At 69.6% G+C, this 13,532-nt stretch carries 14 protein-coding genes; 4 read left to right on the top strand and 10 right to left on the bottom strand.

Annotated elements, in window-relative coordinates; translation table 11 throughout:
• Positions 1-37 precede the first annotated feature (37 nt).
• Complete coding sequence (locus tag QP939_RS14295) at positions 38-967, top strand: bifunctional helix-turn-helix transcriptional regulator/GNAT family N-acetyltransferase (protein WP_285457242.1); 930 nt, start codon at positions 38-40, stop codon at positions 965-967.
• Here the strand turns inward: QP939_RS14295 and QP939_RS14290 are convergent.
• A complete protein-coding gene (locus QP939_RS14290) occupies positions 964-1,536 on the bottom strand; it encodes a peroxidase-related enzyme (RefSeq protein WP_285457241.1) in 573 nt (190 codons plus the stop codon). The genes QP939_RS14295 and QP939_RS14290 overlap by 4 nt on opposite strands.
• Before the next feature lie 32 nt (positions 1,537-1,568).
• Here QP939_RS14290 and QP939_RS14285 point away from each other — a divergent pair, with 32 nt between their 5' ends.
• Positions 1,569-2,171, top strand: a complete 603-nt coding sequence (locus QP939_RS14285) for a hypothetical protein (RefSeq protein WP_285457240.1) — start codon at positions 1,569-1,571, stop codon at positions 2,169-2,171.
• On the opposite strand, the gene mctP is transcribed toward QP939_RS14285, so the two are convergent.
• Together mctP and QP939_RS14275 are read right to left on the bottom strand one after the other, a co-directional pair.
• A complete protein-coding gene (gene mctP / locus QP939_RS14280; RefSeq protein ID WP_285457239.1) occupies positions 2,168-3,823 on the bottom strand; it encodes a monocarboxylate uptake permease MctP in 1,656 nt (551 codons plus the stop codon). The genes QP939_RS14285 and mctP overlap by 4 nt on opposite strands.
• Positions 3,820-4,098, bottom strand: coding sequence for a DUF3311 domain-containing protein (locus tag QP939_RS14275; protein ID WP_285457238.1), 279 nt, complete (start codon positions 4,096-4,098; stop codon positions 3,820-3,822). The genes mctP and QP939_RS14275 overlap by 4 nt, the downstream gene beginning before the upstream one ends.
• A 190-nt stretch (positions 4,099-4,288) precedes the next feature.
• Here QP939_RS14275 and QP939_RS14270 point away from each other — a divergent pair, with 190 nt between their 5' ends.
• Together QP939_RS14270 and QP939_RS14265 are read left to right on the top strand one after the other, a co-directional pair.
• Positions 4,289-5,908: an alpha/beta hydrolase gene (locus tag QP939_RS14270; RefSeq protein ID WP_285457237.1), complete on the top strand. Its 1,620-nt coding sequence runs from the start codon at positions 4,289-4,291 to the stop codon at positions 5,906-5,908.
• Positions 5,909-6,024: 116 nt separating this feature from the next.
• On the top strand, positions 6,025-6,297 hold the full coding sequence (locus QP939_RS14265) for a helix-turn-helix transcriptional regulator (protein WP_285457236.1): 273 nt from the start codon (positions 6,025-6,027) through the stop codon (positions 6,295-6,297).
• On the opposite strand, the gene QP939_RS14260 is transcribed toward QP939_RS14265, so the two are convergent.
• The 7 genes from QP939_RS14260 to QP939_RS14230 form a co-directional block, all read right to left on the bottom strand.
• Positions 6,294-6,872 (bottom strand): EndoU domain-containing protein, encoded by a 579-nt coding sequence (locus QP939_RS14260; RefSeq protein ID WP_285457235.1) that lies wholly within the window; start codon positions 6,870-6,872, stop codon positions 6,294-6,296. The two genes, QP939_RS14265 and QP939_RS14260, sit on opposite strands and share 4 nt — an antisense overlap.
• Before the next feature lie 31 nt (positions 6,873-6,903).
• On the bottom strand, positions 6,904-8,184 hold the full coding sequence (locus tag QP939_RS14255) for a DUF6297 family protein (protein ID WP_285457234.1): 1,281 nt from the start codon (positions 8,182-8,184) through the stop codon (positions 6,904-6,906).
• Positions 8,178-8,783: an ABC transporter ATP-binding protein gene (locus QP939_RS14250; protein WP_285457233.1), complete on the bottom strand. Its 606-nt coding sequence runs from the start codon at positions 8,781-8,783 to the stop codon at positions 8,178-8,180. The genes QP939_RS14255 and QP939_RS14250 overlap by 7 nt, the downstream gene beginning before the upstream one ends.
• Positions 8,780-9,655, bottom strand: a complete 876-nt coding sequence (locus QP939_RS14245; protein WP_285457232.1) for an LLM class F420-dependent oxidoreductase — start codon at positions 9,653-9,655, stop codon at positions 8,780-8,782. The genes QP939_RS14250 and QP939_RS14245 overlap by 4 nt, the downstream gene beginning before the upstream one ends.
• 14 nt (positions 9,656-9,669) lie before the next feature.
• Complete coding sequence (locus tag QP939_RS14240; protein ID WP_285457231.1) at positions 9,670-10,512, bottom strand: TIGR03621 family F420-dependent LLM class oxidoreductase; 843 nt, start codon at positions 10,510-10,512, stop codon at positions 9,670-9,672.
• Positions 10,513-10,591: 79 nt separating this feature from the next.
• On the bottom strand, positions 10,592-12,415 hold the full coding sequence (locus tag QP939_RS14235) for a phosphoenolpyruvate carboxykinase (GTP) (RefSeq protein WP_285457230.1): 1,824 nt from the start codon (positions 12,413-12,415) through the stop codon (positions 10,592-10,594).
• A 349-nt stretch (positions 12,416-12,764) separates the two neighbouring features.
• Entirely contained in the window at positions 12,765-13,469 is a 705-nt protein-coding gene (locus QP939_RS14230; RefSeq protein WP_285457229.1) for a hypothetical protein, read from the bottom strand.
• Between the last annotated feature and the right edge of the window lie 63 nt (positions 13,470-13,532).

Here is a 13,532-nt window from a genome sequence, read left to right as displayed (position 1 = left end):
ATCTTTGACTTCGTCAACGAACTTGTTGAGGTGGTCAATGAACGACGCACAGCTCGCCGACCGCGTCGCCGCGGTCCGCGCCTTCAACCGGCTCTACACGGGCGTCATCGGCGTCCTCGACGAAGGCCCGCCCGACGCCGAGTACTCGCTGCCCGAAGCCCGGGTCCTCTTCGAACTGGCCCACCAGGACCCGATGCCGGTCACCGACCTGCGCAAACGTCTCGACCTCGACGCCGGGTACGCCAGCAGGCTGCTCGCCCGCCTCGAGTCACGCGGGCTCATCGCGCGGGAACGGTCCGACGAGGACGCCCGCCGCCAGCTCGTGCGGCCGACGGCGGCGGGCCGGGACGCGTTCGCCGTGCTCAACCGGCGCTCCACCGAACAGATCGGCGGGCTGCTGAGCCGCTTCGCCGACGATGACCAGGAGCGGCTGCTCGCCGCGATGCGCACGATCGGCGACCTCGTCGGCGAACGCCGCCGGAACCCCGCCCTCGTGCTCCGCCCGCCACGACCGGGTGACCTCGGTTGGGTGGTGGAACGGCACGGCACGCTCTACGCCCGCGAGTACGGCTTCGGCCCCCGGTTCGAGGGGCTCGTCGCCCGGATCGTCGCCGACTTCGCCGACGAACACGACGACCCGAAGCAGGCGTTCTGGATCGCCGAGCTCGACGGCGAGCGCGTCGGCGGCATCGCGTGCACGCGCGGTCCGGCGGAAGACACCGCGAAGCTGCGGCTGTTGCTGCTCGAGCCGTCCGCGCGCGGCCACGGCGTCGGTAGGCGGCTGGTCACCGAGTGCGTGGAGTTCGCGAAGGCGCACGGCTACCGCGCGATGGAGCTGTCGACGGTCTCGATCCTGACGGCGGCGCGCTCGATCTACCGCGCGGCCGGGTTCGAGCTCGTCGCCGAGGAGGACTTCGACGACTGGGGTCCGAAGCTGACCGATGAGACCTGGCGCCTCGAGTTCTAACGCGGCACGCGGCCGAGCAGGTAGAACTCCGGGTTCGGCCGCAACGCCGTCAGGTGGGCGAGGCGGTTCGACATCGCGAACAACGCCGTGATCGCGCCGACGTCCCAGATCTCGTCGTCGGTGAGGCCGGCGTTGCGCGCGGCTTCAAGGTCGCCTTCGCCGAACAACGCGGAGTCCTGGGCGAGCGCCAAAGCGAGGTCGACGATCGCCCGGCCGCGCTCGTCCAGCTCCACCTGCCACGGGTTGCTCGACACGCGGTCGGCCAGCTCGGGGTCCTTCGCGCGGATGCGCAGGATGGCCCCGTGCGCGACGACGCAGTAGGTGCAGTGGTTGGCGCCGGACGTGGCGACGACGACCAGCTCGCGCTCGGCCTTGGTGAGTCCGTCGGGGCGTTCCATCAGCGCGTCGTGGTAGTCGAGGAACGCCCGCAGCTCGGCGGGGCGGTGGCCGAGGGCGCGGAAGATGTTCGGCACGAAGCCGGACTTCTCGGCGATCGCGCCGACGCGCTCGCGGAGGTCGTCGGGCAGGTCTTCGAGTTCCACCACCGGGAACCGGCTCACGTCGCTCATACCCCGCACGCTAGTCGTGGTTGGCTGGGTTCGTGACGGACTACGTCGACGGGTACTGCGAACGCGTCGCGCCCGGGCTCTGGGGTGAGCCGCTCAACGATCTCAGCAACCTCGCGTTCCTCGTCGCCGCCGTGCTGGTTTGGCGGCTGGCCAAGGAGGATCGGACCGGGCGGCTGCTCGCCGTGCTGATCGGATTGGTCTTCGTGGCGAGCAGCGTCTTCCACCTGATCGCGACGCGGTGGGCGGGCGCCGCGGACTCGGGGGCCATTCTCGCCTTCGTGCTGGTGTACGCCGTGGTGTTCGTGCGGACGTACTGGAGCAGGCGGTGGGCTTGGGTGGCCGCGCCGGGGTTTCTCGCGCTGACCGTGGTCACCGCGTTGCTGGGCGGCGGGCTTTACCTCTCCGCCTTGATCGGGCTGGGCGCCTTCGCCGCGGTGCTTGCCTTCCAGCGCGACTCCGCCTGGACGCACTTCGCCGTCGCGGGGGCGGTTTTCGCGCTCTCGCTGAGCTTGCGCACGCTCGACCGGGACGTATGCGCATACGTCCCGGTCGGCACGCACTTCCTCTGGCACCTGCTCAACGGCGTGGTGCTCTACCTCGTTTCGCGGGCGATCATCCGTCCTCAGTGGACTTAGTGGACGCCGATCGGGCGCAGGTCCTTGTCGTGCTCGTCGGCGTGGTAGTCCTCGGCGTTGGTGTCGTCCGTGCCGTTGAACACCTTCAGCTGCCGCGCGATCACCGTGACGATCGCGGCGACCACCAGGTTGGCGATCAGGGCGACGAAACCGACGTAGATCTGGACCTGGGAACCCGCGAACGGGTGCCAGCCGAAGATCGACATGTTGCCCAGCGCCAGCGCCGAGCCACCGAAGTGGAGCTTGCCGTTGGCCGGGTTGGGGATGCCGTACAGCATGATCAGGCCCCAGCCGATGCCGACGACCCAGCCCGCGATCAGGCCCCAGCGGTGGAACCAGCGCGTGTACAGCGCGAGCGCCACGGCCGGGAGCGTCTGCAGGATCAGGACGCCGCCGATCAGCTGCAGGTCGATCGAGAACTGCGGGTCGATCAGGATGATCACGGCCACCGCGCCGAGCTTCACGACCAGCGAAGCCAGCTTCGCCTGCTTCGCTTCTTCCTGCGGAGTCGCGTTCTTGCGGATGTACTCCTTGTAGATGTTGCGCGTCCACAGGTTGGCCGCGGCGATCGACATGATCGCGGCGGGCACCAGCGCGCCGATGCCGATCGCGGCGAACGCGATGCCCGCGAACCACGACGAGAACTGGTTGTCGAACAGCACCGGGACGATCGTGTTGCCGTCCGCCTTGCCGGTCGCCGCGTTCGTCAGCGGCTTGACTCCAGCGGTGATCGCCACGTAACCCAGCAGCGCCAGCAGGCCCAGCACCAGCGAGTACGCCGGCAGCGCGACCATGTTCCGCTTGATGACGTTGCGGCCGCGCGAAGCCAGCACGCTGGTCAGCGAGTGCGGGTACAGGAACAGCGCGAGCGCCGAACCCAGTGCCAGCGTCGCGTACTGCAGCTGGTTGTTGGCGGTCAGCAGGATCGAGCCGGACGGCTTGCCCGTCGTCGGGCTCGGCGTGCCGAGCTTCTTCGCCGCCGCGTCGAAGATGTGCGACCAGCCGCCCAGCTTCGAGGGCAGGTAGATGATCGCCACCAGGATCACGAGGTAGATCAGGATGTCCTTGACGAACGCGATCAGCGCGGGCGCCCGCAGGCCGGACTGGTAGGTGTAGAACGCCAGGATCACGAAGGCGACCAGCAACGGCAGGTGCCCGACGATGCCGGAGCCGTTGATGCCCATCGTCCGCAGCACGGCTTCGAGGCCGACCAGCTGCAGCGCGATGTACGGCATGGTCGCGACGATGCCGGTGATCGCCACCAGCAGCGCCAGGATCGGCGAACCGAAGCGGCCGCGCACGAAGTCGGCCGGGGTGACGTAACCGCGCACCCGCGAGACCGACCACATCCGCAGCGCCGGCAGCAGCACGATCGGGTAGACGACGATCGTGTACGGCAGCGCGTAGAGGCCGAGCGCGCCGGCGCTGAAGACCAACGCGGGCACCGCCACGAACGTGTACGCCGTGTAGAGGTCACCGCCGAGCAGGAACCAGGTGATCCACGAACCGAACTTGCGGCCGCCGAGACCCCATTCGTCCAGGTGGTCCAGCGTGCTGCCGCGCTGCCAGCGCGACGCCATGAAGCCGAGGACGGTGACCAGCGCGAACAGGATCGTGAAGATGATCAGTTCGGGCCACTGCAGGTTGCTCATCGAGCGTCCCCCTCGTCCAGGTCTTCGACGCTCAGCTTGTCCGGGGCGTCACCGGTCGGCTTGTCCCGCGTCATCAGGTAGACGATCCAGGTGCTGAGCACCCCGACCGCCACCATGAGGAACTGGAACCAGTAGAAGAACGGCATCCCGAACAGCCGCGGACCGTCCATGTTGAACAGTGGCGTGACCAGGACCAGCAGCGGGACGATCAGGAGCAGGTTCCACGGGCTGAACTGGAACCCGCGCACCTTTCCGTCGTGCTTCGCAGTCGACATCGGACCTCACCTAACACTCCTGTAACCGACCGCCTGACCTTAAGACCTCGGTGACAGCCAGTCACGTCTGTCCGATATCGATTTGATCGCCGGGACCGCCGATGCCGACCAACGTCGGTTGCCCTGCCCCCACCGGCCCTATATCAATAGCCGGTCTCCGCACGTGAAAAGCCAATAAGGGGGCAACCGTATGACACGACTCCGCTACGCGGTGGTGATCCCGGCGATCGCCGGCACCCTGCTGGCCGGGTTCACGCCTGCTTTCGCGGGCCAGGAGGTCGCGGCGGGCAAGCTGCCGTTGAACTCCACCAACATCCCGCCGCAGTACGCGAACCAGAAACTCGACTGGCACAAGTGCGCCGTTCCCGCCGAGCTGCCGACGGCTCCGCCCGCGGGCGCCGAGGACATGGAGTGCGCGACCTACAAGACGCCGCGCAACTGGTACCAGGCGAACGCCCAGATCGACCTGACCATCGCGGTCAGCCGCCTGAAGGCGACCAAGGACGCCACCGCCAGCGTCGTCACCAACCCCGGTGGCCCCGGCGCGCCCGGCCGCAACTTCCCGGCCCGCCTGCGCAACCAGCCGAAGCTGCGCGAGCACCAGGAGATCGTCGGGTTCGACCCGCGCGGCACCGGCAAGAGCACGAACATCACCTGCGGTGGCGCCATCGGCACCGGCTCGGACCTCGACCCGCGTGACCGCAGCAAGCAGAACCTGAACCTGATCCTCCAGGCGACGAAGTACGCGGCGCTGTCCTGCCAGCAGAAGTCCGGCGAGCTCGGCCCGCTGATCAACACCGACCAGACGGTCAAGGACATCGACCTGCTGCGCGTGCTGCTCGGCCGCGACAAGATCAACTGGGTCGGCTACTCGGCGGGCACCTGGATGGGCGCGCATTACGCGCAGGCGTACCCGGCGCGCACCGGCCGGTTCGTCCTCGACTCGGCCACCGAGTTCACCACGACGTGGCAGAAGTCGTTCGACTGGCAGCCGCTCGGCTTCGAGCGCCGCTGGCGGCAGGACTTCCTCCCGTGGATGGCGAAATACGACAACCTCTACCACTTCGGCACCAGCGGCGAGGCGGCCCGCCAGACCTACGAGCAGGTCCGCTACGCCCTGACCCAGGGCGCGGTCACCCTGCCCGACGGCTCGACCGTCTCGGCCAACGGGCTGGACTCGTTCATCGCCTCGAGCATCTACTCGAAGCGCGCGTTCCCGTCGCTGGCCGACTACCTGGTCAGCGTCCGCACGCTGACCCAGGGCACCGCTTCGGCGCAGGCCAAGACGTCGGCCGCGCAGAAGGTCAAGGCCGCCGACAAGAGCACCGAGACCTCCGGCGCGCAGCCGCTGATGGTCCCGACCGACGGTGACGCCTACGACGCGTCGTTCTGGACGATCCCCTGCAACGAGGGTCCGTGGACCGGCAGCACCGCCAGCGCGATCAAGCAGTCGCAGAAGCTGATCGACCAGCAGCTGCCCCTGCTCGGCGCGGGCTGGTTCATCCAGCCGTGCCTGTTCTGGAAGAAGCCGCCGTCCCCGCTGCCCGTCCTGGACGGCAAGGGTGTCCCGCCGGTGCTGATCGTCGAGTCCGAGCACGACCCGGCGACGCCGATCGAGGGCGCGCGGCGCGCGCACAAGGCGTTCGCGGGTTCGCGGATGCTGACGATCACCGGCGAGGGTGACCACGGCATCTACGCCGGCGGCAACGCGGGTGTGGACAAGGTCGTGGAGGCCTACCTGGTCGACGGCGTCGTGCCGAACGACCAGAGCCTGCCCGGCATGCCACTTCCGGTGCCCGCGGGCGCCTGAAGGCACTAGATGTGGTGGGGCCCCGCCGGACTTCGGTCCGGCGGGGCCTTTTCCACACCTGTGCACAGAGTTGTCCACAGGCAGTGGACAACTCGGGTGGTATTAGAATCACGGTCATGGTGCGGGTACCGCTGACGGATGAAGAGCGCGAACGAGGCGAACGCCTCGGCCAGGCCCTGCGCGTGGCGCGGGCCGGGCGGAGCATGGTCGACGTCGCCACCGAGGCGGGGATCTCCGTCGAGACGCTCCGGAAGATCGAGACCGGGCGCATTCCGACGCCCGCGTTCTTCACGGTCGCGGCCATCGCCGACGCCGTCGGGCTGCCGCTCGAGGAGCTGCGGGCGGCCGTCGCGCCGGCCGCGTCACCACCGCTTTCCGCGGCGAGCTAGGCCGGGCGCAGCTGCTGCAGGATGTGCTCGCGGTCGTTGAGGAACGCGCAGGCGGGTACCGGCAGGTCGTAGCTGTTGAGCAGCTTCTCGAAGTCGGAGAACTCGTCGGCCGAGAAGTCGAAGCCCACCTTCACCGCGTGGGCGGCCAAGACGTCCGCCAGCTCCTCCCACTCGCCGGACCACAGCAGGGTCCGGTAGTGCGTGTAGTCCTCCGGGGACAGGCGGTCGGCTAGGTGGGTCAGGATGCTGTCGCCGAAGAAGCTGATCCGGCTCTCCTTGACGTCGGCCACCGTCGGGTTCGCCGGGTCGCGGGCCGTGTCGGGGTTGCGGACCACGCCGGGGCCCGCCACCGGGTAGGCCGTGTGGACGTGGCCGTTCTCCTCGACCAGGACGATCAGGTGCACGTTGAACCGCTCGCCCGCACACCGCCAGCGGCCGTTCTGCTGCTGCCGCCGGGCTTCGCTGGGGTCGTTCGCGACGTCCTTGACCACGGAGATGATGTGCTCGTTCGTCCAGCCTGCCGGGAACTCGCTGGTGCCCCTGCGCCCGACTCCCGGTGCGTGTCCGCCTCCCACGGGCTGCTCCCTTCGTCGGAACGAGACTAGGTCAAATGCCGGAGGAGAGCACCACGATGCCGAAAACGAGCAGGTCCAGCCCGCGGAAGAGCTGCCGGACGAGGTTCGCGGGCATCGGGCCCATCGGGGTGTCCACGAACGCCGGGTTGCCGTAGTCCACCGCGCGGCGGGTGACCGTGCGGAGGATCGAGAGCACCGCCAGCGGCACGGCGAGCCACGCCGTCGCGGCGAACGACGTCCCGGCCGCCTCCGCGACGCCGAAGAGCAGCGCCGCCCACCCCAGGCCGACGACGGCCAGGACCAGGCCGTGCGTCAGCACCAGCTCGCGGTTCGGTGAGCCGAGCCAGCGGCGACGTCCCGGGTTGCGCCACAGCTCACCGAGCCCGGCGCCGAACGGTGTCAACGCGACGTACGCGCCGATGCCGGTCAGGACCGCGCCCGGCGCCGTCGGCATCGCGAGGTGCGCGGCGACCACCGCGAACGCCACCAGTGCCGCCGCGCCCGCGTACCGCGACCGGCCGAGCGTGCCCGCCACGGCCAGGCGCAGCGACGTCGGGCGGCGCAGCGAAAGCCGTCCGATCGGGGCCGACGGCGGGAGCAGCATCATCGGGTCGAGGAACGTGACGGCGACCGAGCGCAGCACCCGGCCGTCCCACCCGGCGAGCAGCGTCGCCCGGCCCGCGCGCGACACCGGCTCGCCGCCGAACGCCAGCGGCACGGCCGCCACCAGCACACCCGCGGCGACGAACTGCACGATCACCGGGCCGAGCCCGAACGCGGCGATCGCCAGCCCCGCCACCGCGAGCGCCAGCGGCCCGGCCGTGTCGAACCAGAGCGACGTCCGCCTCGCCGTGACGAACGCCGTCACGCCGGTCGCGGCCACCACGGCGACGGCCGCGCGCCACTGGTCGAGCCCCGCGCCGCCCACCGCCAGCAGCAACGCGGCCAGGTAGCCGGTCACCGCCAGGACGCCGGTCCACGCGCCGAGCAGCCGCAGCGTGACGACGCGGCCGCGGTCGACCGGGGCGAAGTCGAGCCACGTCAGCTCCGCCGGTTCGACCCAGGCGAAGCCGCGGCGCAGCAGGCCGCGCCAGCCGACCGCGCAGCACAGCGTCAGCAGCCCGAGCACGGCCGGGAAGTCCACATGGGACGAGCCGTAGAGCGCCGGTCGCCAGCCATCGACGTGGAAGAACGCGGTGAACAGGAACCCGAAGCCGAACAGGGAGACGAACGACGCCGTGTCGCCGCTGAAGATCCCGCCGAACCGCTTGCGGCCGGGGATCCGCATCCGGCGTGGAGCCAGGGTCACCACAGCTCGAGCGTGCTGTCGGCGGCTTCGAGCAGCGGCGGGTGGTGGGTGGCGACGACGACCGCCGCCCCGGCCGCCGTCGACCGGGCGATCAGCTCGACCAGCCACTCCTTGCCCGCCGTGTCGAGGGCGCGCTCGGGCTCGTCGAGCAGCAGGAGCCGGTGCGGCCGCGCGGTGACGCCGAGCAGCAGCAGGCGACGGCGCTGCCCCGCCGAGAAGTGCCCGGCCGTCACGCGCATGCGTTCGCCGAGGCCCGCGTCGCGCAGCAGCTCCTGGTGGTCGCCGAGGTCGGCGCCGAACGAGCCGGACAGCAGTTCGAGGTGCTGCAACGGCGTCAGCTCGGCGAAGAAGTCGGAGTCGTCGAACAGCACCGACACCTTGCGGCGGAACTCGACGTCCCGCTCGTCCGGCAGCTTGCCGTCGACGAGCACGCGGCCCCGCTGCGGCTTCTGCATGCCGTAAAAGCAGCGCATCAGGGTCGACTTGCCGACGCCGTTCGGCCCGACGATCGCGGCGCACTCGCCGGGGTCGACGGAGAAGTCCAGGTCGTCGAACAGCCAGTGCTCGCCCGCCCGGACGCCGAGGCCGCGCGCGTCGATCATCGGAGGTGTTCGAGCACCGGGGCGAACTGCTCCATGTTGTGCTCCAGGACGGTGTAGTACGTCAGGCCGAACCGCTCGCGGTGCGCGTGGAGCTGCTCGGCGACCTCGGCGGGCGAGCCGACCAGCGCGGTCGGGACCTCGGCGAGCTGGTCGACGCTCAGCACGCCCTGCGTCCGCTTCGCCAGCTCCTCGAGCGCACCCGCGCGATCTTCGGTGATGTGCACGAAGTGGCAGAGCAGGTTGAACTCGGCGTCGCGGTCGCCGAGCTTCGAGCGGACGAACTTCACGCGCTCTTCGATGTCCTCGGCGCTCGCCGGGACGAGGGTGGCGCCGTCCGGCGTCTTGGCCGTGCCGGTGAAGCCGATGATGTCGGCGTGCCGGGCGGCCAGGGTCAGGATGCGGTCGCCGCGGCCGGCGAGCAGCAGCGGTGGGCCTTCGGGCCGCGTCGGCGCGGGCTTATGCTCGGGGTCGGCGTACAGCCGCTCGAGCTCGGCGATCGTCCGCTCGAGGTGGTCGACGCGCTCCCGAGCGGACGGGAACGGCATCCCGGCCGCCTCGAACTCCGCCTTGACGTACCCCGCGCCGAGGCCCAGCTCCAGACGGCCGCCGGTGAACTGGTCGGTGCCCGTGACGTCGCGGGCGAGCAGCACCGGGTTGTAGAACGGCGTGTTCAGCACGAAGGTGTTCAGCTTGACGTGCGAGGTGACCTCGCCGGCGAGCACGAGCGCCGGGAACGGCGGTGCCATGCCGAGGTGGTCGGCCGCGGACAGGACGTCGTACCCGAGGTCCTCGGCCTTGCGGCACTTCTCGACCCAGGCGGCCCGGGTGTCCGGCACGACCATGTTGACACCGAAGCGGAAATCCCCAGTCATGCCGACCACCGTACTCAGTGGAGCTTTTCGATCACCGGGGCAAGGTTGGCCAGGTCGTCTTCGAGCACGGTGAAGTAGCTGACGCCGAGGGTTTCGCGGGTGCGCAGCAGCTGCTCGGCCGCGGCTTCCGCCGAACCGGCGACGACGGTGGCCAGCGAGCCGAGTTCCTCGACGTCGAGGTGCGGCACGAGCTGGTGGGCCGCGTCGAGGGCCGCCCGCCGGTCATCGGTGATCCGGACGAAGTGGACCATCAGGTTCAGCTCGGCGTCCCGGCCGTCGAGCACCCGCTTGACGAAGCCGGCGCGCTCGGCCAGCGCGGCGGGACCGGCCAGGGCCAGCCGCCCCTCGGCCGCGCCGGGGGCCGTGCCGGTGAGGGCGATGGTGTCGGCGTGCGCGGCGGCGAAGGTCAGCATCCGGTCGCCGCGGCCGCCGAGTAGCAGCGGTGGCCGCGGGCGGCCGGTGAACGCGCGCTCGACCTCGGTGACCAGGTCCGCGACCCGCCCGAACCGCTGCCCCGGCGTGCCCCAGTCGACCCCCGCGGCTTCGAACTCCGCGCGGACGTACCCCGCGCCGATCCCGATCTCCACGCGGCCGCCGGTGAACTCGTCGAGGGCGACGAGGTCGCGGGTCAGCAGCACGGGGTTGTGGAAGCTCGCGTTGAGGACGTAGGTGTTCAGCCGGACCCGCTCGGTGGCCTCGGCGGCGAGGAGCAGCGCGGGCACCGGCGCGGCCCGCCCGAGGTGGTCGACCACGCCGACGACGTCGTAACCGAGGTCCTCGGCCCGGCGGCACTTCGCCACCCACTCTTCCCGTGAGCCGGGCACGTACAACGCCACGCCGAAGCGAAACGGTCTCATGGCCGCGAAACTACCTGGAAATGGAAGAAGGAGACGCCTCCCGGATGCGGCCGGGAGGCGTCCCCTTCTGTCTCAGGGACTAGCTGAGGCGCTGGGCCAGCGCGTCGAGCTCGTCACGCAGCGACGTCGGAACCTTGTCGCCGATCTTCTCGAACCACTCCTGGATCAGCGGCAGCTCCTCGCGCCACTCCTCGGGCTTGACGTCGAGCGCGGCCTGGATGTCCTCGATCGGCTCGGTGAGGCCCTCGGTGTCGAGGTCCTCCGCCTTCGGCACGAAGCCGATCGGCGTCTCGGTCGCGTTGCCGCGGCCCTCGACGCGCTCGACGACCCACTTCAGGATGCGCGAGTTCTCGCCGAAGCCCGGCCACAGGAACCGGCCGTCGTCGCCGCGGCGGAACCAGTTGACGTAGAAGATCTTCGGCAGCTTGTTCGCGTCGGCGTTCTTGCCGAGGTTCAGCCAGTGCTTGAAGTAGTCACCGGCGTGGTAGCCGAGGAACGGCAGCATCGCCATCGGGTCGCGGCGGACGTTGCCGACCGCGCCGGCCGCCGCGGCGGTGGTCTCCGACGACATCGTCGCGCCCATGAAGACGCCGTGCTGCCAGTCGCGGGCCTCGTTCACCAGCGGCACCGTGGTCTTGCGGCGGCCGCCGAACAGGATCGCCGAGATCGGCACGCCCTTCGGGTCGTCCCACTCCGGCGCGAGGATCGGGCACTGCGACATCGGGGTGCAGTAGCGCGAGTTCGGGTGGGCCGCCTTCTCCTCGGAGTCCGGCGTCCAGTCCTGGTGCTTCCACGAGGTGGCGTGGGCGGGCTTGTTCTCCATGCCCTCCCACCAGATGTCGCCGTCGTCGGTCAGGGCGACGTTCGTGAAGACCGTGTTGCCCTTCTCGATCGTGCGCATCGCGTTCGGGTTGGTGTGCCAGTCGGTGCCCGGCGCGACGCCGAAGAAGCCGAACTCGGGGTTCACCGCGTACAGGCGGCCGTCCTCACCGAAGCGCATCCAGGCGATGTCGTCGCCCAGGGTCTCGGCGCGCCAGCCCGGGATGGTCGGCTGCAGCATGGCGAGGTTGGTCTTGCCGCAGGCGCTCGGGAACGCGGCCGCGACGTAGTGGACCTTGTCCTCGGGCGAGATCAGCTTGAGGATCAGCATGTGCTCGGCGAGCCAGCCCTCGTCGCGCGCCATCACCGAGGCGATGCGCAGCGAGTAGCACTTCTTGCCCAGCAACGAGTTTCCGCCGTAACCCGAACCGTAGCTCCAGATCGCGCGCTCTTCGGGGAAGTGCGAAATGTACTTCGTTTCGTTGCAGGGCCAGGAAACGTCCTTCTGGCCCGGCTCGAGCGGCGCGCCGACCGAGTGCAGCGCGGGCACGAATTCACGCTCGGTGCCATCGGGCGCGATGAACTTGTCGAGGGCCGCCTTGCCGGCGCGGGTCATCACGCGCATGGAAGCGACAACGTAGGCGAAATCGGTGATTTCGATACCCAGCTTGGGGTTCTCGTCCCCGAGCGGGCCCATGCAGAAGGGGATGACGTACATCGTCCGGCCGCGCATCGAGCCGCGGAACAGCTCGGTCATCGTGGCCTTCATCTCGGCCGGGTCCATCCAGTTGTTGGTCGGACCGGCGTCCTCTTCGCGCTCGGAACAGATGAAGGTCCGGTCCTCGACGCGGGCGACGTCGTTGGGGTCGGAAGTGGCCCAGAAGGAGTTCGGCTTCGACTTGAGCTGCACGAACGTGCCCGCGTCGACCAGCTCCTGGTTGATCCGGGCGGCTTCTTCGTCAGACCCGTCGACCCACACCACACGGTCCGGGGTGGTCAGCTCGGCGACCTCCCGGACGAAGGACAGCACGCCACTGTGCGTCGTCGGCGCGGTGTCCAGTCCGGGGATGGCGACTGCGGTCATCTCTACTCCTGACTTCCGACGACAAAAGAGCCCACACCGGAACGACCGTGTTCCGGAGCGGGCCTCATTGCCGGCGACCGAATGGCTTCGCACACCGGCTTGGCGAACCGGTGTGCGGTGTTTGGGATTCCCTGAGAGTAGCCGCATGACCGGCAGGTAACCGAGAGCTGGCGTGTAGGTTCTCTCACAAGAACGATAAGGGAATCGATTCAGTAGTCACCGGATCGGTGTATTCGGCGGAAATCTTCCGGTGGGCGGGGTCACACCCGTGACCAGGTCGTTTTCATTGAAGACATGAAGAAAGCCCGAGGCTGCGGCCCCGAGCTTTCAAACTATGACGTGGGTCACTTCAGTTCGGCGAAATCCACTGCCCCGTGCCGGAGTCGATGCGCGCGACGCCTTCGAGCGTCTGCGTGCCGGCGCCGCCCCATTCAGCGTCGCCCGCCGGGTCGCCCTCGCTCCCGGAGTCCATCAGTCCACTCGAGACTTCGGTCCACTGGCCCGGCCCGGAGTGCTCGAACGTCGTGGTCGTGCCGTCCGCTTCGGTCTGCACCGCGATGTCCGCTTCGCCGTCGCCGTCCTTGTCGGTGAAGGCGATGGTGCCGCCGCTCTTCGTCTCGACGATCGCGGTGTCGTTGTGGCCGTCGTGGTCGGTGTCGATGGTCGCGACGCCGGCGTCGACCTCGCCGTCGGGCAGGTCGGCGTGGATGTGGCCGCCGGAGCCGTCGTCGCGGCCGCCGGTGTCGGAGTCGTCGTGGCCGCCGGAGCCGTCCGCCTCGACCCACTGGCCGCTGGCCTCGTCGTAGACGGCCTGCTCGACGACGTGCCCGGTCTCGTCCAGCACGGCGTACTGGTCGGCTTCGCCGTCGTGGTTCGAGTCGATGAAGGCCTGGGCCGTGCCGTCGTCGTGTTCGATGATGGCGGTGTCGTTGACGCCGTCCTCGTTCACGTCGTAGTTGACCTCGGCCTGGTACTCCTGACCGTCGACGTGGACGGTCATCGCGTCCGGGCTGCTCGCGTCGGTGTCGCTGCCGCCACTCTCGTCGACCCACATGGGACTTCCCCCTTTTGCACCGGGTAACGCCGTCTCTGACCTGCTGTCGGAGGGTATGACTCA

The organism is Amycolatopsis nalaikhensis, assembly GCF_030264295.1.
Classification (GTDB): Bacteria; Actinomycetota; Actinomycetes; order Mycobacteriales; family Pseudonocardiaceae; genus Amycolatopsis; species Amycolatopsis nalaikhensis.
Note: the sequence above shows the minus strand (reverse complement) of the source record. Positions and strands in the feature narration are given on the sequence as shown.

Excerpts from the sequence above, each read along its gene's own strand:
- QP939_RS14265 (WP_285457236.1), top strand. The coding sequence starts at position 6,025 with ATGGTGCGGGTACCGCTGACGGATGAAGAGCGCGAACGAGGCGAACGC.
- QP939_RS14230 (WP_285457229.1), bottom strand. The coding sequence starts at position 13,469 with ATGTGGGTCGACGAGAGTGGCGGCAGCGACACCGACGCGAGCAGCCCG.
- QP939_RS14235 (WP_285457230.1), bottom strand. The coding sequence starts at position 12,415 with ATGACCGCAGTCGCCATCCCCGGACTGGACACCGCGCCGACGACGCAC.
- QP939_RS14245 (WP_285457232.1), bottom strand. The coding sequence starts at position 9,655 with ATGACTGGGGATTTCCGCTTCGGTGTCAACATGGTCGTGCCGGACACC.
- QP939_RS14275 (WP_285457238.1), bottom strand. The coding sequence starts at position 4,098 with ATGTCGACTGCGAAGCACGACGGAAAGGTGCGCGGGTTCCAGTTCAGC.
- QP939_RS14295 (WP_285457242.1), top strand. The coding sequence starts at position 38 with ATGAACGACGCACAGCTCGCCGACCGCGTCGCCGCGGTCCGCGCCTTC.
- mctP (WP_285457239.1), bottom strand. The coding sequence starts at position 3,823 with ATGAGCAACCTGCAGTGGCCCGAACTGATCATCTTCACGATCCTGTTC.
- QP939_RS14290 (WP_285457241.1), bottom strand. The coding sequence starts at position 1,536 with ATGAGCGACGTGAGCCGGTTCCCGGTGGTGGAACTCGAAGACCTGCCC.
- QP939_RS14240 (WP_285457231.1), bottom strand. The coding sequence starts at position 10,512 with ATGAGACCGTTTCGCTTCGGCGTGGCGTTGTACGTGCCCGGCTCACGG.
- QP939_RS14250 (WP_285457233.1), bottom strand. The coding sequence starts at position 8,783 with ATGATCGACGCGCGCGGCCTCGGCGTCCGGGCGGGCGAGCACTGGCTG.
- QP939_RS14270 (WP_285457237.1), top strand. The coding sequence starts at position 4,289 with ATGACACGACTCCGCTACGCGGTGGTGATCCCGGCGATCGCCGGCACC.